The sequence below is a fragment of the Streptomyces sp. NPDC046712 genome, assembly GCF_040645695.1.
GTDB lineage: Bacteria > Actinomycetota > Actinomycetes > Streptomycetales > Streptomycetaceae > Streptomyces.
On record NZ_JBEYYW010000011.1, the window covers coordinates 150,736 to 175,809 of the forward strand.

Below are 25,074 nucleotides of genomic sequence, written 5' to 3' on the forward strand. Positions count from 1 at the left end.
GTGGGGGCGCACGAACGGGGCAGTGATACGGGAAGCGGCCCCGTTCCTCGCACTGGCTCTGCGAGGAACGGGGCCGCTCCGGAGGGACTGGTGGCGTCAGCCGCCGACGTTCCCGTTCTGGGAGAGGACCTCGCCCAGGATGTGCGACAGCGCGTCGTCGCCCTTCTGCTGCACGGAGTTCTGGGTGCAGGTCTGGTTCGACATCGGGTTGCCGAGGACGTCCTGAACCGCGACCGGGACGGCGATGACGCCGACCGGAACCTGCGCCTGGATCTTCTGGATGTCGAAGCAGTGCAGGACGCCACCGTTGATGAGGCCGAAGTTCGGGCTCATGTAGCCACCGGTGGAGTTGCTGCCGATCGACTGCTTCGACTGGTTGCCGATGATGTTGGCGCTGCCGCCGTCGTTGCCGGCCGCCATCGCCGTCGTCGCAGACATGCCGGCGACCGTGGCCGCAACTGCCGCCGTAGCAAGAACCTTCTTGATCACGAGTCTTCCTTCTTGAGCTCGAGGGCCCTGGAACGCTCCGTTAGCCGAAGCACGCTGATCAACTGCCCGAAAAAGGATTGGTTCCGGGTCGTCACTCGGATGCGGTATTCAGCAGATGAACGCCATCGGACGCCGGGTCGAGGGGCAGGCGTTCGGTACGCCGATCGCCCCGCTCCCTCGCGCCGACGCGCGTCACGCAGGACACTTGTGGCCGGAAGCGGAAGCTCTCGGAGGGGGACGCACATGCGGGACAGCCATCGGGCTGAAGCCGAGCGGCTGTTGGCACGCGCCGTGGAGGAGGAGGTGCGGCGCTCCGGGGGCCGCTCCGACTCCACGGCGCTGCTGGCGCGCGGCCGGGCCGCGCTGGACACCATGGCGGCGAGTGCGGGCGAGGAGTACGCGGCCTATCTACGGGCTCTGGAGGAGGCGGAGGCCGGACAGCAGTCGCTGGCGGATCGGTTCAGCAGACAGGCCGTGGGAACTCCCATGCTGGTCACGTCCGTTGCGGCGGCCGCGGCCTTCGGGGCGGACCTGGCGCTGGGCGTGGCCGCCGGGACGGCGCTGGGCGCCGGAGCCGTGGTGGCGGTGGCGGGCGCGGCGGCGACCGTGCTGAAAGTGACCGCCTCGCACTGGCCCGCCGCGCACCGCCGGGCGGGCGCCCTGGGCCAGCCCGGTGGGCCCGATCAGCTACGGCTGCAGTGGCTGACGGCGCTGGAGGTACGGGGCGTGCGCCCCTTTCTCGACCAGCAGCGGGTAATGCTCGCGAGCACGCAGAAGCCGCCGCAGAAGGTCGTGGGACAGCTGCGCGGCGCGGACCGCAGCGCGGCGGCCCGCCGCCGGACCGTCCTGGAACAGTCGTTCGGCCATCTGCCGGACTCCGGAGGGCCGTTCGCGGGGCGGCGCGCCGAACTGGCGCAGATCACCCAGTGGGTGCAGGCGGGCCGGGCGTCGACGCAGACCCGGCCGACGGTCGTGATGTTGTACGGGGAGCAGGGCTCGGGCCGCACGACACTGGCCGTTCGGGCGGCGCACGCACTGCGGGATCAGTTCCGCGGGGCGTGCGTGGTGGACCTGCGCGGCGGCGGGACGCGCGGCGAGAAGCCGCTGTCGACCCGGGAGGCGCTGCTGCATCTGCTGAACCGGCTGGGTGCGCCGCGCGAGCAGCTGCTGTTCCGCGAGCGCTCCTCGGCGGATCAACAGGTTCGCAGACTGGCGGAGTTGTACCACCAGCATCTGACCGGACTGCCGGTGACGGTGATCCTCGACGACGCGGTGGAGGCGGAGCAGGTCCGTACGCTGCTGCCGGAGCGCTCGGACAGCCTGGTCCTGGTCACCTGCCGGGAGCCGCTGGACCTGGGGGACGAGGCGCCGGCGTCCGTCCACCGGCTGCCGGTGGCGGCGCTGGACGCGGCGGGGGCGGAGGAGCTGCTGCGGGAGGCGGCCGAGGAGCCTGATCCCGGCCCGTACGACTCCGAGGCCTTCGACCGGATCCGGGAGCTGTGCGGCGGCCTGCCGCTGGCGCTGCGGGTGGCAGGGTCCTCGCTCGGCCACCGCTCGATGAGCGATCTCGCGCATCTCCTGGACCGTCCGGGCTGGGGCCCTTCGCCCGTCGAACGGGCGCTCTCCGTAGGGTACTTCACCGATCTCGACGAGGACGGCCGACGGCTGCTGCGCCGGCTGGCGCTCGCCGGGCGGGCCTCGCTGGGCGCCGCGGCGGCCGGTGCGCTGCTCGGCGGGAAGGGTCAGGACGGGGCCCGGCTGCTGCGTGAGCTCGCCCAGGCCGGTCTCCTCGACCACGTCCGGGGCGAGCGCTACCGGCTGCACGACGCCGTGCGCGGCTTCGCGGCGGCCCGGCTCCTGGACGAGGAGGACGCGGCGGAGATCGCGGCGGCGCAGGAGCGGCTGATCCAGAACTACGCGGAGCTCGCGGACGCGGTGATCCGGATGGTCGACGGCAAGATGTCGACCCGGGCCGACCGGTTCGGCGGGCACGGCTTCGGGTCCCTGGACGCGGCCCTGCGCTGGCTGGACGACGAGTCGAGCTTCATGACGGCGGCGCTGCGGCACGCCGAGGGCGTCGACCAGCAGACCGTACTGAACCTGCTCGGCGCGCTCTGCGACTACTGCCTGCTGCGCGGCGACCTGTACCGGCTGGGCGAGATCAACGAGCTGACGGACGCGGTCGGGCAGGGTCTGCTGTCCCGGTCGGTGCAGTGGCGGACCGGTATCGCGGCCCGGCAGCTCGGCGAGCTGGACAAGGCGCGCACCACGCTGACCTCGGTGGTCTCCCTCTACCAGGAGGCGCACCAGGACGCGGGGGCCGCGCTCGCGCTCTGTTCCCTGGGGATCACGCTGCATCACCAGGGCAATCTGACCGAGGCGTCGGCGAAGCTCCGCGAGGCGCTGGCGCTCCAGGAGCCGGAGTCGCTGGCCGCCGACCGGGGCTGGACCCTGCACGCCCTGGCGGCCGTCGAGCGGGACCGGGCGAACCTGGCCGAGGCGCTGGCCCTGCTGCATACGGCCCTGGAGCTGCACCGGGAGAACGAGTCCGTGCACGGCGAGGCCTGGGCGCACTTCCAGCTGGGCCAGGTGTGCCTGCGCATGGGTGACGTGGAGCGGGCCGACGCCGAGCTCCGCGCGGCCCTCGACCGGTACGGCCGTACCCGCGACGGGCGCGGCGAGGCGTGGGCGCTGACGCAGCTGGCCCGCGCCCGGCTCGTCGAGGGCGACATCGCGCCGGCGGTGGAGGGCCTGCGCCAGGCCCTCTCCCGCCACCGCGACCAGGAGGACGCGCGGGGCGAGGCGTGGACGCTGTACTACCTCGGGCACGCGCTCGAGGAGCGCGGCGACCTGGATCAGGCGGTACGGGAGCTGGAGCGGGCGCGCACGATGTTCTCCCGGATGCGGGACGTGTACGGGCTCGCCTGCGCCCGGCACCACTCGGGCCGGGTCACCCGCGACCAGCGCGCGGCGCAGACCGGCAATCTGCGGAACTCCGGCTTCGCCCGGCAGCTCCTGGTGGACGCACGGGCGGACTTCCACCGGATCGGCGTGGCCCACGGCGAGGCCTGGACCTGTCTGGAGCTGGCGATCGTCGACGCCGGGAACGGCAAGGTCGCGCAGGCCCTGGAGCTGTGTGGGGAGGCGGTCGGGCTCTTCCTGTCGTACGACGACCGGCGGGGCGCCGACTGGGCCCGCTTCCTGCGCTGCACGTTGCTCCCGTACGCCTCACCGGGCGGCGCCGAGGTGGGCACGGTCGTCGCGCAGGAGGAGCTGAGCCGGCTGATCGAGGACCGCCACCCGACGCGGGACGGGAAGCTGGAGGACTGCGCGGAGGCGTACGCCCTGGTCCTGGAGCGGGGCGTCCAGCTCGACATGGGCTGGCAGGCCTGGGACCTGGGCATGGTGCCGAACCGGCACGCCCGGGAGGTGATGGGCGTCCCGCTGGAGATGGCCTGAGTACGGGGACACCGCGGTGCGGGCTCCCCTCGGGGAGCCCGCAGCAACGCGGGACGGCTCGCCCCTCGGGGCGAGCCCGCGGCATCGCGGTGTGGGCCCTCCCCTCGGGGGGAGCCCGCACCGCGGCGGCCGGCCCGCTACTCCTTGGCGGCCGTACCGCTCGTCGCGGGGGCGGCCGCCTTCGGGTCCGGGGCCTCCTCGAAGGAGACCTTGCCCATGTGGCGGTTCATCGACTTCATCAGCATCCAGACGGCCACGGCCATCACGGCGAAGACGACGAAACCGAGGACGCCGGGGGTCACCTTGTTCTTGTCCAGCTCTTCGGCGGCGAAGGGGACAAGCTGGGTCAGTGCCAGGTGTGCGCTCATGTCAGGCATTGTCGCGGATGCCCGCGAAGAGGTCGTCCTCGGGGAGGGAGGTGGGCACCAGCGACTTGCTGAGCTCGTACTCCTCCGTCGGCCAGACCTCCTTCTGGATCTCCATCGGCACCCGGAACCAGCCGCCGTCCGGGTCGATCTGCGTGCGGTGGGCGATCAGGGCCTTGTCACGGGTCTCGAAGAACTCGGCGCACGGGACGTGCGTGGTCAGGATCCGCTCCGTGCGCTCGAACTCGTCCCAGCGCTTCAGCCAGTCGCCGTACGGCGACTCCATGCCCCGGTCGAGAAGCGCCTGGTGCAGGGCCTCGGTGCGGGGACGGTTGAAGCCCTGGTTGTAGTAGAGCTTCTGCGGCTGGAAGGCCGGGCCGAACTCGGCCTCCGGGTACTTCTCGGTGTCCGCCGCCCCGTCGAAGGCCACCATCGTGATCTTGTGGGTCATGATGTGGTCGGGGTGCGGGTAGCCGCCGTTCTCGTCGTAGGTCGTGATCACCTGCGGCCGGAAGGAACGGATCTTGCGGACCAGCTCGCCCGCCGCCGTGTCGATGTCCTCCAGCGCGAAGCAGCCCTCGGGCAGCGGCGGCAGCGGGTCGCCCTCCGGCAGACCCGAGTCGACGAAGCCCAGCCACTCCTGGTCGACCCCGAGGATCTCGCGGGCCTCGTCCATCTCCTTGCGGCGCACCTCGTGGATGTTCGCCTCGATGTAGGCGTCGCCCTGGAGCTTGGGGTTGAGGATGGAGCCGCGCTCGCCGCCCGTGCACGTGACCACGAGCACGTCCACCCCCTCGGACACATACTTGGCCATCGTTGCCGCGCCCTTGCTCGACTCGTCGTCGGGGTGGGCGTGAACGGCCATCAGTCGCAGCTGCTCAGTCAAGACTCGATCCTCAGTGATTCGTCGCGGAGGGAGGTCTCTATAGTGACGGAACCGGGGGGCGGAAAATTCCGGGTGCCCCCGGCGGCGAGAGGAACGAGCATGAGCGCGGTGCGAGAGCAGCTGCCCGAGGGGCGCTACGGCCGCTCCGCGGACGAGCGCGCCGACCGCAAGCTCAAGATCGCCGGCGCCGTGCTCGGCGTGCTGTTCCTCGGCCTGATGGGCTGGTTCGGCTGGCACTACGTGGTCGACAGCAGGATCAGCGCCGAGATGATCAAGTTCGACGTGGTGAGCGACACCGAGGTGCAGGTGCACCTGGAGGTACGCAAGGACGTCGATGTCACGGGCGTCTGCACGCTGCGCTCGCGGTCCGAGGACGGGGCCGAGGTGGGCCGCAAGGACGTGCGGATCGACGAGGCCGTCGATCGCGTGGACCGCGTCTGGTCGATCCGGACCACCGCGCGGGCGACCAGCGCCGAGCTCATGGGGTGTACCGCGCAGTAGCAGCGGGTAGGGACCGGGCGGTGTGTCGAACTCCGTTTCCCACGCTGACCAGGGGTGACGCCATCTTGGTGGTTTATGTCCTCCCCCTTTTCGCCACTAATTGTTAGGCTCGTGGTTTCGCCCGCCCAGGAAGGACAATCCTTCTGGGTAGGGCGATGCTTTGTATTCCCAGTACCTACGAGGAGCACCTGTGACCCAGACCAGCGACAACGTCACCTGGCTCACCCAGGAGGCGTACAACCAGCTCAGGGCCGAGCTGGAGTACCTGTCTGGTCCCGCGCGAACCGAGATCGCCGCCAAGATCGCCGCGGCGCGCGAGGAGGGCGACCTGCGCGAGAACGGCGGGTACCACGCGGCCAAGGAGGAGCAGGGCAAGCAGGAGCTCCGGGTCCGCCAGCTGACCCAGCTGCTCGAGCACGCCAAGGTCGGCGAGGCGCCGGCGGACGACGGCATCGTCGAGCCGGGCATGGTCGTGACGATCGCCTTCGACGGCGACGAGGACGACACGATGACCTTCCTGCTCGCCTCCCGCGAGTACGCGAGCGGCACCATCGAGACCTACTCGCCGCAGTCCCCGCTCGGGGTCGGCGTGAACGGCAAGAAGGCCGGTGAGGACGCCGAGTACGAGCTGCCGAACGGCAAGAAGGCCACGGTGAAGATCCTCAGCGCCAAGCCGTACACCGGCTGAGCTCGATCCTTCCAGCGAAGGGCCGGACCCCCTCGGGGGCCCGGCCCTTTTGCATTGCATGCACATGTAATGATGCGGGCCTGACGTCACGTCACAAGGGGGATGACACACGTGCTGGGACCGCTGCGCGAGGGAGCGCCACGGCAGATCGGACCGTACGAGGTGCTGGCGCGGCTCGGCGCCGGAGGCATGGGCGAGGTGTTCCTGGGCCGGCTGCCCGGCGAGGGCTCGTTCGCGGCCGTGAAGACCGTACGGCGCGACGTCGCGAACGATCCCGCCTTCCGCGACCGCTTCCGGCGCGAGATCAAGGTCGCCGCTCTCGTACGGAGCGACTGGGCCGCGGCCCCGGTCGGCGGGGACGCCGATGCCGAGGTGCCCTGGCTGGCGACGGCGTACGTTCCGGGGCCGAGCCTGTCCCAGGCGGTGCGGCGGGGCGGTCCGCTGCCGGTGGCGACGGTACGGGAGCTGGGCGCCGGGATCGCCCGCGCGCTGGCCGACATTCACGCCGCGGGCGTCCTGCACCGCGACCTCAAGCCCGGCAACGTCATGCTGTCCGTGGACGGGCCGCGCCTGATCGACTTCGGCATCGCCCGCAGCAGCGGCGCCACGACCATGACAGCGACCGGAATGATGGTCGGCACCCCCTCCTTCATGTCGCCCGAGCATGTCGCGGGGGCGCGGTCCGTGACGGGCGCGTCGGACGTCTTCTGCCTGGGCTCGCTGCTCTGCTACGCGGCGACCGGCGAGGACCCCTTCGGCGACGGGCCGGTGGCGGCGGTCCTCTACCGCGTCTCGCAGGCCGACGCGGACCTGAGCCGGGTGCCGGAGGAGCTGCGGAGCGTCGTCACCGCCTGCCTGAGCGCCGACCCGGCGGCCCGGCCGACGCCGGAGCGGCTGGTGGAGCTGCTGGGCGGGGAACGACGACCCTCGTGGCCGGAGGGCGTGCGGGAGCACATCGGGGAGTACGGCAGCGAGCTCGCGCAGCTGGTGGCGGCGGGGGGCCCGCTGCTCGCGGTCCCCGCGGCGACACCGGCCGCGGCCCCGGGCCTGCACCAGCTCCCGACGATGCCGCCGGTCCCCACCCCGCCGACCGTCCCGGCCACCGCACCCCGGAAGCGGCGCCGGGGACTGCTCGCGGGCGTGGTGGCGCTGACGGTGGTGGCGGGCGGCGTGGGGACGTATCTGCTGTGGCCGGAGGGGAAGCCGACGTCGGACGCGAAGGCACCCCCGGCCGCATCCGGCCCCCGCATTTCCGGCGTGGACGACCGGGGCCTGCCGGACGCGTCCGGGCTCGTGCCGCAGAACGCGGCGCAGCGGCCGGTCGGCTGGAAGCCGTGGCAGGCGAAGCTGACGGCGCCGGCGTTCGGCTGCTCGGCAGGGGAGTCGGTGATCGCGTGCCGGACGGTGGACGGCCGGTACGAGGCGCTGGACACGGCGAGCGGGAAGAAGCTGTGGAGCGCGGACCTGGTGGAGGACGAGCGGGACGACCTCAGCTACGTGGGTCCCACCGGCGGTGTCTTCATCGCCGGAGATACGGCTCGTCCCGTGGTGCACGACAAGATGGTGGTCATCGCCTCGGGCGACAGGCTCCAGGTGCGGGACGCGCGCACCGGAGCGGTGCGCTGGGAGAAGGAGGCCATGGGCTCGCAGGGCCAGGCCAGCCGTCCGATCGTCGCCGACGGCGTCGTCTTCGCGGCCACGAAGACGACCCAGGAGATCGATCTGGAGCAGGTCGGGATGACCGCGTTCTCCCTCGCGGACGGCAGGGCGCTGTGGTCCAGGGCGCTCACCAACAACGAGATCCCACGTTCGGAGATCAAGGAATTCGAGCCCGTGGCCTACGCGAAAGGCATCGTGTACGCCCTGACCGACGCCGGCCTCATCGCGTACGACGGGAAGACCGGCACCGTCCGCGGGCAGGTCGACAGGGAAGCCAAGGCCTGCGAGCTGCTGAAGGTTCTCGGCACCGCGGCGTACTGCGTCAGCACCCCGCACGTCGTCAACGCGAAGGATCGGCTGCATCTCCTCGACGCCGGCACGCTCGCCTCGCGGGGCAGCCTGCCCGCCCCCGTCGAGGCACTACGGCCCGACGCGATCAGCCCGAACGCGATTCTCGGCTTCGACGGCGGGCTGAAGGTCCACGACCCGAAGGACGGCAGGCAGCTCGGCTCCTACGCGGCGAAGGCCGCGCCCCCCGGACTCGCGCAGGCGTGGTCGTCGCCGCTGCTCGCGGGCGACCAGGTCGTGTACGCCGACTACTCCGCGCTCTACACCGTGCGGCTCGGCGCGGACGGCAAGCCGGCCGGACCGAAGGCCACGCCTGTGCCGGGCGCACCGGGACCGCGGGCGGAGAAGGAGCCGGCGATGGAGACTCCGTTCGCCGACATGATCCGGGCGCCCGAGGTGCTGCCCGTCGGCGGGATCGCCCATGTCGTCTACGACCAGGGTGTCATCGCCTCCGTCGAGCTTCCCAAGTAGCGCATCGAAAGGACGACTTCCGTGCTGGAAGCACTGCCCGCCGGGCAGCCGCCGCGCCTCGTCGGCCCCTACCGGCTGCTGGCCCGGCTCGGCGCGGGCGGGATGGGCGAGGTCCATCTGGCGTGCCGGGCGGACGAGCCGACGGCCGATCCGTACCGGATGGTCGCGGTGAAGACCGTCCGGGAGGACCTGGAGGTCGACGGGGACTTCCGGACCCGGTTCCGCCGGGAGATCACGGCGGCGCGGGCCGTGAACAGCCCGTACGCGGCCCTGCTCCTCGACGCCGACGCCGATGCCTCCTCGCCGTGGCTGGCGACCGAGTACGTCCCGGGGCCCTCGCTCGCCGAGGCCGTCACCCGGGCCGGGGCGCTGCCGGTCGCGGCGGTAAGGGCGCTGGGCGCGGCGCTCGCGCGGGCGCTGGACTCGGTGCACGCGGCGAAGGTGCTGCACCGGGATCTGAAGCCCGCGAACGTGCTGCTCGGGGCCTCCGGGCCCAAGCTCATCGACTTCGGCATCGCGCAGGCCTTCGAGGCGACGGCGCTGACCTCCACCGGTCTGGTGGTCGGCTCACCCGGCTTCATGTCACCGGAGCATCTGATCGGCAGCCGGGCGGTTGTCCCCGCCTCGGACGTCTTCTGTCTCGGCGCGGTGCTGGCGTTCGCGGCGAGCGGGCGTGGGCCGTTCCACGATGACGAGATGGCGTCGGTGATCTTCCGGATCAGTCGCGCCGACGCCGAACTGTCGGGCGTGCCCGAGGAGTTGCGGGAGGTTGTGGAGCGGTGTCTGCGGCTGGATCCCGCCGAGCGGCCGTCGGCGGCAGAACTGGTGGAGCTGCTGGGCTCCGAGGTACCGGCGGCCTTCCCGTGGCCGGGCGCGGTCCTCTCGCTGCTGGCCGAGTACGGGGACTCCGCGCGCCGGATCGGTGAGGCGGCGGCCTCGGGCGCGGGCGTGGCGGACCTGCCGACGGTCGGCCCGGTCGTGCCGTACTCCCCCACTGCGGCCGGGTACCGACCCGCGGAGCCGGGTCCGGCAGTCCGGCGAAGGCCGTGGGGCCGGATCACCGCGGGCGTGGTTGCCGTGGCCGTCCTCGCGGCCGTGGCTGTGGTGATGGTCAACCGGACGGACGGGCAGGAGAGTTCGGCGGGCGGGGCGATGGGCCCCTCGGCCGGGCCCAGTACGGGCCCCGGGGCTCCGACGACCCTCAGCCATGTCGTACTCCCGTACGGCGGCGAGGGCCATCCCGGTGACTTCGGGAAGGCCGGCACGGACCGGGCGGCCCGCCCGGCGGGCTGGTCGCCCTGGACCGCGCGGGTCGATGAGGACGTCCAGTCCTGTGCGCTCGCCCCCAAGGTCCTCGTCTGCGCCGGGAGCGGCGGCGCGGCGGTGGGCCTGCGTGCGGCGGACGGAAAGAAGCTGTGGTCGGAGCCGGGCCGGGAGTCACCCGGAGGCGAGGGGCTGCGTTCGTCGGCCGGCCACCCGGCCGTCGTCGACGACACCGCGTACATCACGGGCCCGGACGGGGTGACCGCGTACGCGATCGAGGACGGCACGAAGCGGGGGAAGGTCCCGGCACCCGGCGGCGACTGGGCGGTGAAGGGCTCCGACCTGCATGACGGCGTCCTCTACTCCACGTACGTCAACCTGGGGGACGACAGCAGGGGACTCGTCACGGCTGTGAAGCTCGACGGCGAGGGCAGAGAGCTGTGGCGGAGCGAGCTCAACGGCATCCCGGAACAGCCGGTCGCCGCCGGGGGCCGGGTATTCGTGCCGATCGGCGTCGCCACCCCTGTGGCGCTCGACGCCGGCACCGGCAAGGAGACCGCCAGGGGAGCGGACGGCCTTCAGTGCGGCGACATGGTCGTGCACGGGGAGCACGTGCTCTGCTCGGCCTCCATCGACAGCGGAGTCCCCGTGCTCGACGCCCGCACCCTGCGGCTCAAGCGCACCCTCGGCAAGGGCATGAAGATCGCGGGCGGCCCCGTGGTGAACGCGGACGGGATGGTGGCCGTGGTCGGCGGCGAGACCGGTCGGACGGTGGCCACCTTCGACCTGGACAGCGGGCGCGAGCGGTGGCGTGCGGAGACGATGTTCCACTACGCGGACCTGAGTCGGGTCTACTTCGTGGGTGACCAGGTGGTGGCTGCAGGGAAGCACCAGGTGCACGCCATCCCCGTGGCCGGGCCGCCGGAGCGGAGCCAGGACATCGCGGTGCTCGACGCGAGCCTGCCGGAGGGCGTCGACGAGAAGGCTCTGACCTCCGCGGAGGCCCTGGCCGCCGGAGGGGCGGTGTTCCTGCCCTTCCCCGACGGCCTGGTGGTCTCCGTCTACCTGCCCTGATCCCCTCAGGCGGTCGCCGAGCGGTACTTCCGCACCGACAGCGTCCTGAACACCACGATGATCAGGATCGACCAGAGGAGCGAGGCCCACACCGGGTACTGCATCGGCCACGCGTCGGAGGGCGAGACGCCCGGGTTGCCGAACAGTTCGCGGCAGGCCTGGACGGTGGCGCTGAACGGGTTCCACTCGGCGATGGGCTGCAGCCAGGACGGCATCTGGCTGGAGTCCACGAACGCGTTCGAGATGAACGTGACCGGGAAGAGCCAGATCAGTCCGCCGGACGTCGCCGCCTCCGGTGTGCGGACCGAGAGGCCGATCAGCGCGCCGATCCAGGAGAAGGCGTAGCCGAGGAGGAGCAGGAGGCCGAAGGCGGCCAGCGCCTTCGGAATGCCGTTGTGGATGCGCCAGCCGACGAGGAGCGCGACGATCGCGAGGACCACGACCGTGAGGGCCGTCTGCACCAGGTCGGCCAGGGTGCGGCCGGTGAGGACCGCGCCGCGGGCCATCGGCAGGGAGCGGAAGCGGTCGATCAGGCCCTTGTGCATGTCGTCGGCGATGCCCGCGCCGGCGCCGGCCGTGGCGAAGGTGACCGTCTGCGCGAAGATGCCGGCCATCAGGAACTCGCGGTAGACCTCGGGTGAGGTCGAGCCACCGATGTTCATGGAGCCGCCGAAGACGTAGCTGAACAGCACCACGAACATGATCGGCTGGATGAGCCCGAAGATGACCATCTCCGGGATCCGGGTCATCCGGATCAGGTTGCGTTTGGCGACGACCAGCGAGTCGCCGATCGACTGGGCGATCCCGCCGCGTGGCTTGGGGGCCACCACGGCGTCCGTCACTGCGGTCACTTGGCCGCCTCCTTCCGGCTCTTCCTGCCCTTGGCGGCACCGGCCTCGCCGTTCTCCTCCTCGGCCACCTCGGCCACGTGGCCGGTCAGCGAGATGAAGACGTCGTCGAGCGTGGGCCGGCGCAGACCGATGTCGTCGATCTCGACGCCGACGGTGTCCAGGTCGCGGATGACCTCGGCGAGCAGCTTGGCGCCGCCGGTGACCGGGACGGTCAGCTTGCGGGTGTGGTTCTCGACGGAGACCTCGCTGTGGCCGATGCCCGCCAGGCCGTAGCGCCCGAGGACGTTACGGGCGGGGTCGATCATCTCCCGCTCGTGGACGACGACCTCGACGCGCTCGCCGCCCGTCTGGGCCTTGAGCTGGTCCGAGGTGCCGCGGGCGATGACCTTGCCGTGGTCGATGACGCAGATGTCGTCGGCCAGGTGGTCGGCCTCCTCCAGGTACTGGGTCGTCAGGAGCAGCGTCGTACCGCCCGCGACCAGCTCCTGAATGACCTCCCAGAGGGCCTGCCTGTTGCGTGGGTCGAGGCCGGTCGTCGGCTCGTCCATGAACATCACGGGCGGCGAGACGACGAGGGCGGCGGCGAGGTCGAGCCTGCGGCGCATGCCGCCGGAGTACGTCTTCGCGGTGCGGTCGGCCGCGTCCGAGAGATTGAAGCGGTCGAGCAGCTCGTCCGCCCGGGCCTTCGCATGCTTGGCGTTCAACTGGTAGAGCTGCCCCACCATCTGGAGGTTCTCGCGGCCCGTCAGGTACTCGTCGACGGCGGCGAACTGGCCGGAGAGACCGATGGAGCGCCGGACCTCGTTGGGGTGCTTGAGCACGTCGATCCCCGCGACGACGGCCCTTCCGCTGTCCGGCTGGAGGAGCGTCGTCAGCACGCGCACGGCGGTGGTCTTCCCCGCGCCGTTGGGGCCGAGCAGGCCCAGGACCGTGCCCTCGGGTACATCGAGGTCCACGCCGTCCAGAGCTCGTACGTCGCCGAAGGTCTTCACCAGACCCTCGGCGTAGATCGCGCCTGGCATGTGGGTTCTCCCAGGGATTTGGGCGTTTTCCACCCAAGTTTAGGTTTGAACGGGGTTCGCCGCCCAGCGAATTGGTGACCGGGCTCACACCGTAACGCGATACATCGCGACACACAAGACTTGTGCGCGCGACACCGCTCACCACCCGGAACCCTGTGCGCGGCCCCCGCCCACAGACAGAACGGCGCCGGGGATCAGCCATCGATCCCCGGCGCCGCCGGTCGGCACGACGTGCCCGCTCGCTACGTCATCACCACGTACCCCGCGCTCCGCAGCGTCGCCGCGACCTCCTCGCAGTGCTCCGGCCCCTTGGTCTCCAGATGCAGCTCCACCTCCACCTCCGTGAGGCCGAGCCGCGGATCGGTCCGTACATGACCCACGTCGAGGACGTTCGCGTCGACCGCCGACAGCACCCCGAGCAGGTTCGCCAGCACGCCCGGCCGGTCCGTCACCCGAAGCCGCAGGCTCAGATAGCGGCCCCCGGCCGCCATGCCGTGGCGCAGGATCCGCTGCATCAGCAGCGGATCCACGTTCCCGCCGGACAGGACCGCGACCACCGGGCCCGTGAACGCCTTCGGATCGCTCAGCAGCGCCGCCACCGGGCTCGCGCCGGCCGGCTCGACCACCAGCTTCGCCCGCTCCAGGCAGAGCAGCAGCGCCGAGGAAAGCGCGTCCTCGGAGACCGTACGGATCTCGTCGACGTACTCCCGGACGATCGCGAACGGCACGTCGCCCGGACGCCCCACCTTGATCCCGTCCGCCATCGTCACCGGCGACCCGATCGCCACCGGGTGCCCGGCGGCCAGCGAGGGCGGGTACGCGGCCGCGCCCTCCGCCTGCACGCCGATCACCTTCACGTCCGGGCGGACCGACTTCACCGCGAGGCCGATGCCGGCCACGAGCCCGCCACCGCCGACGCCGACGAGGATCGTGCGGACCTCCGGGCACTGCTCCAGGATCTCCAGGCCGACCGTGCCCTGTCCGGCGATGATGTCCGGGTGGTCGAAGGGGTGGATGAAGACCGCGCCCGTCTTCTCCGCGTACTCCTCCGCCGCCGCCAGCGTCTCGTCCACGACATGGCCGTGCAGTCGCACCTCGGCGCCGTAGTCCCGGGTCGCCGCGACCTTCGGCAGCGGGGCGCCGACCGGCATGAACACCGTGGAGTGCACCCCGAGAAGAGCGGACGCCAGCGCGACGCCCTGCGCGTGGTTCCCGGCCGAGGCGGCGACCACTCCGGCCGCCCGCTGCTCGGGCCGCAGCCCGGCGATCCGTACGTACGCGCCGCGCAGCTTGAACGAACCGGTTCGTTGAAGGTTCTCGCACTTGAGATGGACCGGGGCTCCCACCAGCGAGGACAGATACCGGCTGCCCTCCATCGCGGTCACTCTGGCCACCCCGGAGAGCATCTTCTGCGCCCCGCGCACATCGTCGAGGATCAGGTGGTGCAAGGGGTCTGGCCGACGGAAGCTCATGACAGCAAGTCTCGCAGCTCACGGGCCTCGTGGCCGCCCGGGCCCGGCCCGGGCGGCGGGCGTCGCAGCGGGTTTGCGCAGCGCAGGTACGGACCCCCGCAGGTCCGCGTACTCTGTCCCCCACCAACCGACCACCGCACGAGAGAGCCCCCACAGCCATGCCCACATCTCAGGACATGACGACTGAGCTTGACCCCGGTCTCCTCGATGCCCTCCAGCACCAGGTGGCCGTCTTCGCCCGCCGGGCCGAACAGACCCGTCTCGGCGGCACCGGACAGCTCCGCAACTCGATGGACCGCGCCGCGTACCTGCTCCTGAACCGGCTCGACCAGGAAGGCCCGATGGGCGTGAAGGCGCTGGCGGCGGGCATGGGCATCGACTCGTCCACCGTCACCCGCCAGGTCGCCCCGCTCGTGGACACCGGCCTGGTCAAGCGCACCTCGCACCCCGAGGACGGGCGCGCCGTCGTGCTCCAGCTCTCCCCGCGCGGGCTGGCCCGCCTGGAGGAGGTCCGCGCCTCGCGCCGCGAGTTGATGGCCCAGGTGACGGACGGCTGGACGGCGGCCGAGCGCGAGTCGTTCTGCACACTGCTCACCCGCTTCAACTCGGCGCTGTCCGCACGCCAGTCGGGCCTTCCGCCCGCCGCCGACACGGAGTCCACCGCAACCTCTTGACCCGGGCCGCGCCCTGTCCTCATATGAGGACGTGCGAGATCGACAGGGTGGCCCAGGGGACGGCCAGGGAGGCGAACAGCGCCACCGCACCCGGCAGTTCGAGGCGTTCGTGGCAGGGGCGGCGGGGCGGCTGCTGCATGCCGCGACGCTGCTCACCGCCGAGACCCGGGCCCGCAACCCGCGCGCCCAGGCGCTGCTGACCGCCTCCCTCGCCCACACCTACGCCCAGTGGGACCGGCTGCGCGGCGAGGATCCGTACGACCGCACCCGCGCCGACCTCGCCGCCCGCTTCGCCCGCACCGCCTGGCGGCACCACCGCGGCCGCGGCGGTGTCCTCTCCGCGCTCACCCCGCAGGAACGTCTCGTCGTGGTGCTCCGGCTGTACGAGGGGGTGGCCGAGGAGCAGACCGCGGCCCTGCTCGGGCTGCCCGAGGAACGGGTCCGGGCCGTCTGCGCCCGCTCCGTCTCCGCCCTGCGGGACCGGACGGGCCGACCGGACCGGCCGGGGGAGGTCGCCTCGTGACCCGCCACGAGCGCAAGGAGGACGAGGTCCGGCGGATGCTCGAAAGCCCGCACCCGCAGGTCCCCGGCGACCTGGCCGCACGGGCCGTCGAGCGCGGAATCCGGCTGCTGCACCGCGACCGGGCCGTGCGCCGGGCACTCTGGGTGCTGCTGGCCGTGGCGGTGCTGGCCTTCGCGGTGTGGGCGTCGGTGGTCGAGCCCTGGCACGTACCGCCGGCGGAGACCACGCCACCGCTCGAAGGCTGGTGACCGTACCCCCTAGCCTGGGAGAAGGAGGCCGCCATGACCAGGAAAGTCGCCGACTGCCGCAAGACGCCGAGCATCACGGACTGCACACTCACCGTCATCGGCGAGGAAGAGGAAGTGGTCCGGGCCGTAGCCGAGCACGCGGTGTCCGTGCACGGACATGTGGACAGCCTCGACCTCCGCGCGGAGATCCGCGAATCGCTCGAGGACGAGACCGTCCCCGCCTGACCGGGCGCCCTCGCGGAGGGCGCCCGGCCCGAACCGTACCGGCCGGGTGACTAGCCCAGCGCCTGGCGCAGGTCCGCCAGCAGGTCGTCCACGTTCTCGATGCCCACCGAGAGCCGGACCAGGTCCGCCGGGACCTCCAGGGCCGAGCCCGCCACGCTCGCGTGCGTCATCCGGCCCGGGTGCTCGATCAGCGACTCGACACCGCCCAGGGACTCGCCCAGGGTGAACAGCTTCGCGCGGTTGCAGACCTCGACCGCCGCCTCCTCGCCGCCCTCGACGCGGAAGGAGATCATGCCGCCGAAGGACTTCATCTGCTTGGCGGCGATCTCGTGGCCCGGGTGGTCCGGCAGCCCCGGGTAGAGGACCTGGGTGACCTTGGGGTGCTGGGTCAGCATCTCGGCGACCTTGGCCGCGTTCTCGCTGTGCCGGTCCATGCGGACGGCGAGCGTCTTGATGCCGCGGAGCACGATCCACGAGTCGAACGGACCGGCGACCGCGCCCATCGCGTTCTGGTGGTACGCCAGTTCCTCGCCGAGCGCCTCGTCGGCCGTCACCAGCGCGCCGCCGACGACGTCCGAGTGGCCGCCCATGTACTTCGTCAGCGAGTGCACGACGACGTCCGCGCCGAGCGACAGCGGCTGCTGCAGGTAGGGGGAGGCGAAGGTGTTGTCGACGACCAGCTTCGCGCCCGCCGTACGGGCCACGTCCGCGACCGCCGCGATGTCGGTGATGCCGAGCAGCGGGTTCGACGGGGTCTCGACCCAGATCACCTTCGTACGGTCGTTGACCGCGGCGCGCACGGACTCGACGTCGGAGGTGTCGGCGACCGAGAAGTCCACGCCCCAGCGCTGGACCACCTTGGCGAAGAGCCGGAAGGTGCCACCGTAGGCGTCGTTGGGGATGACCACGTGGTCGCCGGGGGTCAGCAGCGTCCGCAGCAGGCAGTCCTCGGCGGCGAGGCCGGAGGCGAAGGCGAGACCGCGCCGGCCGCCCTCCAGAGCCGCGAGGTTCTCCTCGAGGGCGGTACGGGTGGGGTTGGCGCTGCGGCTGTACTCGTAACCGCCGCGCAGCCCACCGACGCCGTCCTGCTTGTAGGTGGACACCTGGTAGATGGGCGGGACGACCGCGCCGGTCAGCGGGTCGGCCGTGTTGCCCGCGTGGATGGCGCGGGTCTCGAAGCTCTGGTGCGTGTGCTCGTCGCTCATGAGGCAGGAGCGTAGTCCTGAGCACGGCCCACCGCCGCCCACCGTCTCACCGGGTGTCTCACCCTGTGGCTCATGCCGGGGTCCGTCCCGTGGCTCACGGGCCGCACGGGCCGTCCTGGACAATGGACCCATGGAGATTCTCTGGTTCCTGCTCGCGATGGGGCTGCTGTTCGCGGTCCTCGCTCCGTATCTGAGGCGCCGCCGCGGCGGAATCCGTCTGGCGGCACCCGGCTCGCCGGACGCCGCGGACCCCGAGGCGTACGGCTTCGCACGCCAGGAGGAGCAGGACGTACGGATGCCGGGACCGGACGCCGACCTGCTCGACGTGCTCGACGTGGTCCAGGCGACCCAGGACTGGCGGGCGGCCTCGCAGCTCCTCGCCGGCACGGAGAAGGAGGGCGAGGTCCGCTGGCAGCGCGTCCAGGCGTTCGCGGGCGCGGCCTCCCTGGAGCTCCAGCAGAAGCCCGGCGTCGGCGGGGCCTGGCTGCGCGCCTGGCGCGCCGACTCGCCGAAGGACCCGGGCGGGGCCGCCGTCCACGCCGAGTTCCTGGTGCAGCAGGCCTGGCGGTCCTCCGCGGCCGGCACCGACGACTTCCGGATCATCCTCGAAGAGGCGAAGAAGGTGAGCGAGGAGGCGGCGCTGCTCGCCCCCGGCGACCCCGTCCCGTACATCGTGCAGCTCGCCGTCGCCCGCGGACTCGGCTACAGCCACGAGGAGTTCGACCAGGTCTGGGCGAAGATCATCGACCGTGCGCCGCAGCACATGGGCGCTCATCTGGCCGCCCTGCACTTCTGGTGCGAGAAGTGGCACGGCTCGCGCGAGGACGCCGACCGCTTCGCCACGGCGGCCGCGGCCCGCGCCCCGCAGGGCTCGCTGCTCGCCGCGCTGCCGCTGTTCGCGGTGTACGAGCACCTGCCCGAGATCGTCCTCGTCCAGGACTTCTTCCGGACCGAGGTCGTGAGCAAGGCGATGGAGGGCGCGCTGTACGCCGTCCACTCCGCCCGCCCCGACGACCCGATGCTCGCCCACGTGCGTCATCTGCTCGTGCTCTTCCTGGTCCGCGGCCAGCGCTGGTCCGAGGCGATGAACCAGCTCGTGCACGTGGACGGTCACGTCGGCGCGCTGCCGTGGACGATGAGCGAGGACCCGGCCGCGGAGTACACGGTGTTCCGGAACCTGGCGGTGGCCGGGTACGAGGCGAACGGCGGAAGCCCGGCGACGCTGCCGCGGTAGGAGGCGCCGCCGCGGTGGGAAGGGGGCCGGCCGATACGGCCCCCTCCCGTACGAGAGCCCAGGTCGGACGGCCTTTTCGTGTGGACGGCGCACGCGTCGATGGGTGATACTCCGCTTCCCCCCACAGCTCGAACGATCACCCTTTCCCGTGGGGGGACTCTGCCCAATGGGCGCTGTTCTGCGCGCGCTGCGCGCCCTCGTGCTGCTCGCCGGCTTCTATCTGCTCGGCCTGGCCATGCTGACCGTGCTCGGTCTGATCGACTGGGCCGCCACGCTCTGGGCCCCCGGCCCGTGGGCGCTCAAGTTCTATGTCGTCACCGCCGTCCTCGCGGTGCCCGTCGTCCGCGGCATGCTCATGCTGCGGACCCCGCAGGACGAACTCACCGCGGGCGTCGTCGTCACCGAGGCGGACGAGCCGCGGCTCTGGCGGACCGTGCGGGAGCTGGCCGAGCAGGTCGGGACCCGCGCGCCGGACGAGATCCGACTGACCGCCGAGGTCAACGCGGCCGTCAGCGAGGACTCCCGGCTCCTCGGCCTGCTGGGCGGCCGGCGCCGCCTCTACCTGGGCCTGCCGCTCATGGCCGGGCTCTCCGAGGCGCAGCTGCGGTCCGTCCTCGCCCATGAGTTCGGGCACTACACCCACGCCGACACCCGGCTCTCCGCGCTCACCGCCCGGTGCCGCGTCCAGGTCGAACGGACCGTCGCGCACTTCGAGGAGAAGGCGGGCGGCAAGGTCGCCAAGGAGCGGGCGCGGCAGGAGAAGAAGGCCGCGAAGCGGATCGCCAAGGGCAAGAAGGCCCACGAGATCGACACGGCAGGCGTGGGCTTCACCTTCCGCACGATGGCCAAGGTCTACGGCGCGTACGGGCGGTTCTCGCTGCGCGCCACGCAGGCCGACTCCCGACGCCAGGAGCTCGCCGCCGACCTCGCGGCGGCCCGGATCGCCGGCCGGGACGCGACCGCGTCCGCGCTGCGCGAGATCGCCGCCGTGGAGGCGGCCAACGGCTTCTATCTGGACGCCTATGCGACGCTGGGCGCCGAGTTCGGTCTGCTGCCGCCGCGGGGCGAGGTGTTCGGCGGCGTACGGCACCTGCTGGCCGCCCGCTCCGAGGAGCTCGCCGAGCTGCGCCACGACCTGCCGACCCGGCCCGCCTCCGCGTACGACTCCCACCCGCCGATCGCGGAGCGCGTGGCGCTCCTCGAGGCCCTGCCGGACGACGGCCTCGGCGCGCGGCCCTCGGCGACCGCGCTCTCCCTGCTCGCCGCGCCCGAGGCGTCGTTCGCCGCCGTGGAGGGCGTCTCGCTCACCCCGGAGGCGCAGCTGATGCGCCGCCTGGAGTGGCCGGAACTGGTTCACACGGCGATGACGGAACGGGTCGCCCAGGAGACGGAGCCGCTGCGCCACGCGACGGCCGAGGTCACCGGGTCCTCAGGTACCCCACTGGACGCGCTCCTCGACGCCATCGACGCAGGCGAGGTCCGACGGATCACCGACCTGCTCCCCAAGTCCGCGGAGGCCGAGGCCGCGACCGGACGGGCCGCTCGCGAGTTCGCCCGGCCGGTGCTGCGGCGCGGTCTGTCCGCACTGGTGACGCAGGCGCTCGCCGCGGACGGCGGGGCGCGCTGGGAGCTGTCCTGGTCGGGACCGGCGAGCCTCCGGCTGCCGCCCGGGCACGAGGACGCGCTTCCGGCGGCCCTGGACGCTGCGGTCGCGGACCACGCGGACACGCGCCCCCTGCGCGAACTGCTCGGCTCGGCCGCACCGACCGCCGCTCTCTGATACGCGCACGGGCACCGCGCACGCCTTCAGGTCGCCGGACCTGCTCCCATCCCCTCTCTCCCGAGAAAACCGACGAGGTCGTCACCGTGATCATCCTCTGGGTCGTCCTGGCCCCCTTCGCCCTCGGTCTGCTGGCCCTCGGCCTGTACTTCCTCAAGGCCATCGTCCAAGGCACGATCGAGGGCCTGCGCTCCGACCCGGCCGCCGAGGCCGCCGCCGAGCGCGTGGCCGCGCGGGTGAAGGAGTTCGGGCTGCTGCCGCCCGAGCGCCAGAACACCGAACTCCCCGCGCCGCTCCAGCCTGCCCTCACGGTGGCCGTGGCCGCCGCGAAGGCCGGGGACTGGCAGCCCGCCGCCGAGCTGCTCGACGGGACGGCGGAGCGCACCGACTGGGAGCTCCGTGCCCACTTCGTCGAACAACTGGCCGACGCGGCCGCGGACGACGACGCCTGGCTGCTGTCGTGGGAGGCCGCGCGCCCCGACGACCCGACCGCGGCCCTTCTGCGGGCGCGCAGCACCGTGATGCTGGCCTGGAAGGTACGGGGAGCGAAGCGCGCGAAGTACACGAGCCAGGAGCAGTTCGAGGGCTTCCACCAGACACTGGCCCGCTCGCGCGAGGAGCACGCGCGCGCCGTCGCGCTGGCGCCGGAGGGCGACCCGATCCCGTACGTCGGCGAGATCTGGACGGCGATCGGCCTCGGGCTGCCGCACGACGAGATGCGGCGGATCTGGAAGGAGCTCACCCACCGGGCCCCGCACCACTACGAGGCCCACTTCTCGGCGCTGCAGTACTGGTGCGCCAAGTGGCGCGGCTCCGAGGAGCTCGCCCGGGCCTTCGCCGTGCGGGCCGCGGCGGAGGCCCCGGCCGGCAGCCTGATGTCGGTGTTCCCGCTGATCGCGCACTTCGAGCACGACGAGTCGGACTCGGCCGACGTCGACCGCACGCCCGAGATGTACGCGACGGTCGACGCCGTGCTCGCGGACGTGGCCGCCGCCGATCCGGACCACCCGCGGCTGCCGGAGGTGCGGCACCTGCTGGCGTACTACCTGTACCTCCAGGGGCGCTGGGACGAGGCGCTCGAGCAGTTCCGCCTCGTGGACGGCCACGCGGGGGCGTTCCTGCCCTGGCGCTACCGGGGCGACGCGGCGGAGGAGTTCTGCCGGATGCGCGACGAGTGCGTGGAGAACCTCCTGGAAGCGGAGGCGTGAGCGCGTGGCTCGGGCGCGTGGCCCGAGCCGTGGCCTGAGGGTCTGCCGGGGGCCGGGGGCCCGGGGGGGGAATCCCTCCCGGCCCCTCTGCGTTGTGCGTAACGCCCACCGTCGAGGAGATGCCGCATGTTTCTGTCACGCACCCCCGTCCTCCCCACGCCCGAGCAGGCGCTGAAGGGCCGCCCGGAGCCCGAGTTCACGGTGCCCGAGCGCCACACTGTCCTCGGCAACCCGCTGCTCGGCCCGTACCCCGAGGGCCTCGAGGTCGCGGACTTCGGCCTCGGCTGTTTCTGGGGCGCCGAGCGCAAGTTCTGGCAGACCGAGGGCGTCTGGACGACCCTCGTCGGCTACCAGGGCGGTCTCACCCCGAATCCGGTCTACGAGGAGGTCTGCTCGGGCCTCACCGGCCACACCGAGGCCGTCCGGGTCGTCTTCGACCCGCAGAAGGTGTCGTACGAGCAGCTGCTGAAGCTCTTCTGGGAGTCGCACGACCCGACCCAGGGCTTCCGTCAGGGCAACGACGTCGGCACCCAGTACCGCTCGGCGGTCTACACCCACTCCCCCGCCCAGGCCGAGGCGGCCGAAGCCTCCCGCGCCGCGTACCAGAAGGTCCTGACGGGCTCCGGCTACGCCACGATCACCACGGAGCTCCTCCCGGCCGAGGGCCGCACCTTCTACCCGGCGGAGGGGTACCACCAGCAGTACCTCGACAAGAACCCGGCGGGCTACTGCGGCATCGGCGGTACGGGGGTCTCCTGCCCGATCGGCGTCGCGAAGGCCGAGTAGCGCCGGTCACGCACGGCTGTTGCCGCAGGGGGCCAGGGAGCACCAGCGGCGGCAGCCGCTCGCGCCTTCGAGGGGGCGGTGGTCACGGTTCTCCCACGACCACCGCTTCCGCGCCGGCTTCGGCGGCGCGCGCCTCGAACTGCGCTCAGGCGGCGCCGTGGCCTGAGACGGCCTGGGCCGCGCGGATCAGCGCCGCCGTGGCCGACGGGTCGTAACCGTCCGGGACGCCGTCGATCAGGAGGATGTCGCCCGACAGATGCCGGGTGCGCAGGGGCTTGATCTCCTGGTAGGCGGCGGAGTCGTACCACCGCCGGGCGTGGTCGAGCGAGGGGAAACGCGACGAGGACGAGGGCACCCGGCCAGGTGCCTTCGACGACCTCCCGCTCGGGGGCGCCGTGGACGAGGAACCGGCCGCCGAAGGGGTCGAGGGTGGACTGCATGCGGTCGATGTAGTCGATGACCTCGTCGTGGAGGACGGTCTGGGGGCTCAGGTTCGCGATGGCGTATGCGGTCATGGCAGCAGAGTGCCGGGGCATGCCGTACGGGGTCGATTACCCCGGACGTCATGCCCCGGCACTCATGGAGAGACGTCGGATCAGATCGTCGACGCGTCGATGACGAAGCGGTAGCGCACGTCGCTCGCGAGCACCCGCTCGTACGCCTCGTTGATCTGGTCCGCGCGGATGACCTCGATCTCCGCGCCCAGGCCGTGCTCCGCGCAGAAGTCGAGCATCTCCTGCGTCTCGGCGATGCCGCCGATCATCGAGCCGGCGAGCGTCTTGCGGCCGCCGATCAGCGAGAACAGGTTGAGCGCGATCGGCTCCTCGGGCGCGCCGACGTTCACCAGGGCGCCGTCCGTCCTGACCAGGCTCAGGTAGGCGCCGAAGTCCAGCGGGGCGGAGACGGTGGAGACGATCAGGTCGAAGGAGCCGGCGAGCTTCGTGAAGGTCTCCGGGTCGCTGGTGGCGTAGTAGTGGTCGGCGCCGAGCTTGAGGCCGTCCTCCTGCTTCTTCAGCGACTGGCTGAGCACGGTGACCTCGGCGCCGAGCGCGTGGGCGATCTTCACGCCCATGTGACCGAGGCCGCCGAGGCCGACGATCGCGACCTTCTTGCCGGGGCCGGCCTTCCAGTGGGAGAGCGGCGAGTAGAGGGTGATGCCGGCGCAGAGCAGCGGCGCGGCCTCGTCGAGGGAGAGACCGTCCGGGATGCGCAGGGTGTAGTTCTCGTCGACGACGATGTGGGTGGAGTAGCCGCCGTAGGTCGGCTCACCGTTCTTGTCGAGGGCGTTGTAGGTACCGGTGCCGCCCTTGACGCAGTACTGCTCCAGACCCTGCTCGCAGTACGCGCACTCCCGGCAGGAGTCGACGAAGCAGCCGACGCCGACGCGGTCGCCGACCTTGTGCTTGGTGACCCCGGCGCCGACCTCGGTGACGATGCCGGCGATCTCGTGGCCGGGGACCATCGGGAAGATGCCCTCGCCCCAGCCGTCACGGGCCTGGTGGATGTCGGAGTGGCAGATGCCGGCGTACTTGATCTCGATGAGGACGTCGTGCTCGCCGACCGCGCGGCGCGGCACGGTGGTGCGCTCCAGCGGGGCGTTGGCGGCGGGTGCTGCGTAGGCGGATACGGCGGAAACGTTCGTGGTCATGGTGGCAAGCCTGCCGGAGGACGAAGGGCGTACCCAGGTCTCTGTTCTGCCTACGTCCAGCGTGCCTACCACTGGCAGGGACAGGAACGCCCGTCCGTCCGGTCGTACGACCTGGGATAATCGGGCTGCATGGATCTCAGTGCCGAACTCAGCGAATTCCTGCGCTCGCGCCGGGCCCGGCTGAAGCCGGAGGACGTGGGCCTGCCGGAGTTCGGGCGTCATCGCCGCGTACCCGGGCTGCGCCGTGAGGAGCTGGCGCAGCTCGCCGGCGTGTCCGTGGCGTACTACACCCGGCTCGAACAGGGCAACGGCCGCAATGTGTCCATGGAGGTGCTGGACTCGATCGCGCGGGCGCTGCGGTTGAGCGACACCGAGCGCGCGCATCTGACGCATCTGGCGAAGCCGACTGTGAAGAAGAAGCAGCGGGCGGCGATCACCAGGCCCCAGCAGGTGCGGCCGGGCCTGCAGCATCTGCTGGACTCGATGGACGGGGTCCCGGCGATCCTCCTGGGGCGCCGGCTGGACATTCTGGCCTGGAACCGGATGGCGCGGGCGTTGCTCGGCGACTTCGTGGCGATGGAGCCGGAGGAGCGCAACATGGCCCGGCTGGTCTTCCTCGGGCCCAACACGCGCGATCTCTACCTGGACTGGGAGTGCAAGGCGACCGAGGTGGTGAGCGTGCTGCGGCTGTACGCGGGCTGCTACCCGGACGATCCGGCGCTGCTGGCCCTCGTCGGAGAGCTGTCGGTGAAGAGCGAGGAGTTCCGCTCGCTGTGGGCGGCGCACACGGTGACGGACAAGGGGCACGGCACCAAGCGGCTGCGGCATCCGCTGGTGGGCGAGATGACGCTGGGGTACGAGAGCCTGAAAGTGGCGGGAGCGGACCCCGACCTCGTACTCGTGACGTACCAGGCGGAGCCGGGGACGCCGTCGGCGGACGCGCTGCGGCTGCTCGCGCAGTGGGGCGTGGAGACCGAGGACGTCGTACGGTGACG

The 25,074-nt window shown here is 72.0% G+C and carries 22 protein-coding genes and 1 pseudogene; 14 read left to right on the forward strand and 9 right to left on the reverse strand.

Annotation, left to right across the window (positions count from 1 at the left end; genetic code table 11):
* Positions 1-96: 96 nt before the first annotated feature.
* The gene (locus tag ABZ939_RS17105) at positions 97-489 is read right to left on the reverse strand and encodes a rodlin (RefSeq protein WP_361854988.1); all 393 of its coding nucleotides are present in this window, start codon (positions 487-489) and stop codon (positions 97-99) included.
* A gap of 243 nt (positions 490-732) precedes the next feature.
* On the opposite strand from ABZ939_RS17105, the gene ABZ939_RS17110 reads away from it, so the two are divergent.
* Positions 733-3,948: a tetratricopeptide repeat protein gene (locus tag ABZ939_RS17110; protein ID WP_361854991.1), complete on the forward strand. Its 3,216-nt coding sequence runs from the start codon at positions 733-735 to the stop codon at positions 3,946-3,948.
* A 137-nt stretch (positions 3,949-4,085) separates the two neighbouring features.
* On the opposite strand, the gene ABZ939_RS17115 is transcribed toward ABZ939_RS17110, so the two are convergent.
* Positions 4,086-4,325 carry a hypothetical protein gene (locus tag ABZ939_RS17115; protein ID WP_361854993.1) on the reverse strand — a complete coding sequence of 80 codons (240 nt, stop codon included), beginning with the start codon at positions 4,323-4,325 and terminating at the stop codon, positions 4,086-4,088.
* A complete protein-coding gene (gene mca / locus ABZ939_RS17120; RefSeq protein ID WP_361854995.1) occupies positions 4,318-5,199 on the reverse strand; it encodes a mycothiol conjugate amidase Mca in 882 nt (293 codons plus the stop codon). The genes ABZ939_RS17115 and mca overlap by 8 nt, the downstream gene beginning before the upstream one ends.
* 99 nt (positions 5,200-5,298) lie before the next feature.
* On the opposite strand from mca, the gene ABZ939_RS17125 reads away from it, so the two are divergent.
* The 4 genes from ABZ939_RS17125 (at position 5,299) to ABZ939_RS17140 (ending at position 11,203) form a co-directional block, all read left to right on the forward strand.
* Positions 5,299-5,700, forward strand: coding sequence for a DUF4307 domain-containing protein (locus ABZ939_RS17125; protein ID WP_361854997.1), 402 nt, complete (start codon positions 5,299-5,301; stop codon positions 5,698-5,700).
* Between the two features lie 190 nt (positions 5,701-5,890).
* On the forward strand, positions 5,891-6,388 hold the full coding sequence (gene greA / locus ABZ939_RS17130) for a transcription elongation factor GreA (protein WP_361854998.1): 498 nt from the start codon (positions 5,891-5,893) through the stop codon (positions 6,386-6,388).
* 102 nt (positions 6,389-6,490) lie between these two features.
* A complete protein-coding gene (locus tag ABZ939_RS17135; protein ID WP_361855000.1) occupies positions 6,491-8,866 on the forward strand; it encodes a protein kinase in 2,376 nt (791 codons plus the stop codon).
* A gap of 21 nt (positions 8,867-8,887) precedes the next feature.
* Positions 8,888-11,203, forward strand: coding sequence for a serine/threonine-protein kinase (locus ABZ939_RS17140; protein WP_361855002.1), 2,316 nt, complete (start codon positions 8,888-8,890; stop codon positions 11,201-11,203).
* 5 nt (positions 11,204-11,208) lie between these two features.
* Here the strand turns inward: ABZ939_RS17140 and ABZ939_RS17145 are convergent, their stop codons facing one another.
* From ABZ939_RS17145 to ilvA, 3 genes are all read right to left on the reverse strand, one after another.
* On the reverse strand, positions 11,209-12,054 hold the full coding sequence (locus ABZ939_RS17145; RefSeq protein ID WP_361855004.1) for an ABC transporter permease: 846 nt from the start codon (positions 12,052-12,054) through the stop codon (positions 11,209-11,211).
* On the reverse strand, positions 12,051-13,076 hold the full coding sequence (locus ABZ939_RS17150) for an ATP-binding cassette domain-containing protein (protein WP_361855007.1): 1,026 nt from the start codon (positions 13,074-13,076) through the stop codon (positions 12,051-12,053). The genes ABZ939_RS17145 and ABZ939_RS17150 overlap by 4 nt, the downstream gene beginning before the upstream one ends.
* 242 nt (positions 13,077-13,318) lie before the next feature.
* Entirely contained in the window at positions 13,319-14,548 is a 1,230-nt protein-coding gene (gene ilvA, locus ABZ939_RS17155) for a threonine ammonia-lyase (protein WP_361855010.1), read from the reverse strand.
* A gap of 158 nt (positions 14,549-14,706) precedes the next feature.
* Between ilvA and ABZ939_RS17160 the strand changes: the two genes are divergently transcribed.
* Genes ABZ939_RS17160 through ABZ939_RS17175 form a run of 4 tightly spaced genes read left to right on the forward strand, consistent with a single transcriptional unit; the run spans position 14,707 to position 16,218 of the window.
* Positions 14,707-15,222, forward strand: coding sequence for a MarR family transcriptional regulator (locus ABZ939_RS17160; protein WP_361855013.1), 516 nt, complete (start codon positions 14,707-14,709; stop codon positions 15,220-15,222).
* Between the two features lie 31 nt (positions 15,223-15,253).
* Positions 15,254-15,745, forward strand: coding sequence for a sigma factor-like helix-turn-helix DNA-binding protein (locus ABZ939_RS17165; protein ID WP_361855016.1), 492 nt, complete (start codon positions 15,254-15,256; stop codon positions 15,743-15,745).
* Complete coding sequence (locus ABZ939_RS17170) at positions 15,742-15,993, forward strand: hypothetical protein (RefSeq protein WP_361855019.1); 252 nt, start codon at positions 15,742-15,744, stop codon at positions 15,991-15,993. Before ABZ939_RS17165 ends, ABZ939_RS17170 begins: the two co-directional genes overlap by 4 nt.
* Positions 15,994-16,026: 33 nt before the next feature.
* Positions 16,027-16,218, forward strand: coding sequence for a DUF1059 domain-containing protein (locus ABZ939_RS17175; protein ID WP_361855022.1), 192 nt, complete (start codon positions 16,027-16,029; stop codon positions 16,216-16,218).
* 50 nt (positions 16,219-16,268) lie between these two features.
* On the opposite strand, the gene ABZ939_RS17180 is transcribed toward ABZ939_RS17175, so the two are convergent.
* Positions 16,269-17,423, reverse strand: coding sequence for a cystathionine gamma-synthase (locus tag ABZ939_RS17180; RefSeq protein ID WP_361855025.1), 1,155 nt, complete (start codon positions 17,421-17,423; stop codon positions 16,269-16,271).
* A 130-nt stretch (positions 17,424-17,553) separates the two neighbouring features.
* Here ABZ939_RS17180 and ABZ939_RS17185 point away from each other — a divergent pair, with 130 nt between their 5' ends.
* From ABZ939_RS17185 to msrA, 4 genes are all read left to right on the forward strand, one after another.
* Positions 17,554-18,657, forward strand: a complete 1,104-nt coding sequence (locus ABZ939_RS17185; RefSeq protein WP_361855027.1) for a hypothetical protein — start codon at positions 17,554-17,556, stop codon at positions 18,655-18,657.
* A 166-nt stretch (positions 18,658-18,823) separates the two neighbouring features.
* Positions 18,824-20,437, forward strand: coding sequence for a M48 family metallopeptidase (locus tag ABZ939_RS17190; protein ID WP_361855030.1), 1,614 nt, complete (start codon positions 18,824-18,826; stop codon positions 20,435-20,437).
* Between the two features lie 86 nt (positions 20,438-20,523).
* Positions 20,524-21,645, forward strand: a complete 1,122-nt coding sequence (locus tag ABZ939_RS17195) for a hypothetical protein (protein WP_361855033.1) — start codon at positions 20,524-20,526, stop codon at positions 21,643-21,645.
* A gap of 126 nt (positions 21,646-21,771) precedes the next feature.
* Positions 21,772-22,431, forward strand: coding sequence for a peptide-methionine (S)-S-oxide reductase MsrA (msrA, locus tag ABZ939_RS17200; protein ID WP_361855035.1), 660 nt, complete (start codon positions 21,772-21,774; stop codon positions 22,429-22,431).
* A gap of 145 nt (positions 22,432-22,576) precedes the next feature.
* Here msrA and ABZ939_RS17205 read toward each other — a convergent pair.
* Positions 22,577-22,946 (reverse strand): annotated as a pseudogene (locus ABZ939_RS17205) (DUF1330 domain-containing protein).
* Positions 22,947-23,026: 80 nt separating this feature from the next.
* Positions 23,027-24,079: an NAD(P)-dependent alcohol dehydrogenase gene (locus ABZ939_RS17210; RefSeq protein ID WP_361855037.1), complete on the reverse strand. Its 1,053-nt coding sequence runs from the start codon at positions 24,077-24,079 to the stop codon at positions 23,027-23,029.
* Between the two features lie 129 nt (positions 24,080-24,208).
* Here ABZ939_RS17210 and ABZ939_RS17215 point away from each other — a divergent pair, with 129 nt between their 5' ends.
* Positions 24,209-25,072, forward strand: a complete 864-nt coding sequence (locus ABZ939_RS17215; protein ID WP_361855040.1) for a helix-turn-helix transcriptional regulator — start codon at positions 24,209-24,211, stop codon at positions 25,070-25,072.
* Positions 25,073-25,074: the final 2 nt, after the last annotated feature.